Source organism: Bradyrhizobium sp. KZN70725, assembly GCF_055264925.1.
Genome location: NZ_JBUYWT010000201.1, coordinates 1 through 546 on the forward strand (window position 1 = coordinate 1; position 546 = coordinate 546).

At 62.1% G+C, this 546-nt stretch carries 2 protein-coding genes; both read left to right on the forward strand.

Annotated elements, in window-relative coordinates; all coding sequences use genetic code 11:
- Positions 1-181 (forward strand): transposase (locus tag ACZBJS_RS42700; RefSeq protein ID WP_463440352.1); only part of this gene is annotated, 181 nt, incomplete at its 5' end.
- Complete coding sequence (locus tag ACZBJS_RS42705) at positions 181-525, forward strand: hypothetical protein (protein WP_141343480.1); 345 nt, start codon at positions 181-183, stop codon at positions 523-525. The genes ACZBJS_RS42700 and ACZBJS_RS42705, both read left to right, overlap by 1 nt.
- The last annotated feature ends 21 nt before the right edge of the window (positions 526-546 follow it).

Consider the following 546-nt stretch of genomic DNA (forward strand, 5'->3'; position numbering starts at 1 on the left):
TTATGCTGTCAGCCAGCGCATCCGCAAGCGGATTGAGGAGGCATTCGGCTGGATCAAGACGGTCGCCGGGCAAGAGAAGACCAGATTCCGTGGCCGTGATCGGGTCGGATGGGCCTTTACCTTCGCTGCGGCCGCCTACAATCTGGTGCGGCTGCCCAAGCTGATCGCGGAGACCGGTTGATGGCCAAGGTGCCCGGCTTTGCCACGGCCTTTGCCGGCCGCTGGCGCATCGTCGAAATGGACAACTGGGACAGCGACTTCCTCGATCTTGTCGGAGAGGCGCATCTCACCTTCCGTGGCAAGTCCGATGGCGAAATAGCGTTTGGGGCTCTCAAGGGCTTCCTGGATGCTCGCTACGGCACCCGCGACGGATCGGCCTGCGCCGAGTTCTCATGGGAGGGGCACGACGAGAATGATCCGTCCTGTGGTCGCGGATGGGCCATGATCGGCACTGCGGGCAGGCTCGTTGGCCACTTCTACATCCACAATGGCGACGATTCAGCCTTCGTTTGCGAACGCGGCTGAGTTCTTCAACGGCCTGCTAGG

Excerpts from the sequence above, each read along its gene's own strand:
- ACZBJS_RS42705 (WP_141343480.1), top strand. The coding sequence starts at position 181 with ATGGCCAAGGTGCCCGGCTTTGCCACGGCCTTTGCCGGCCGCTGGCGC.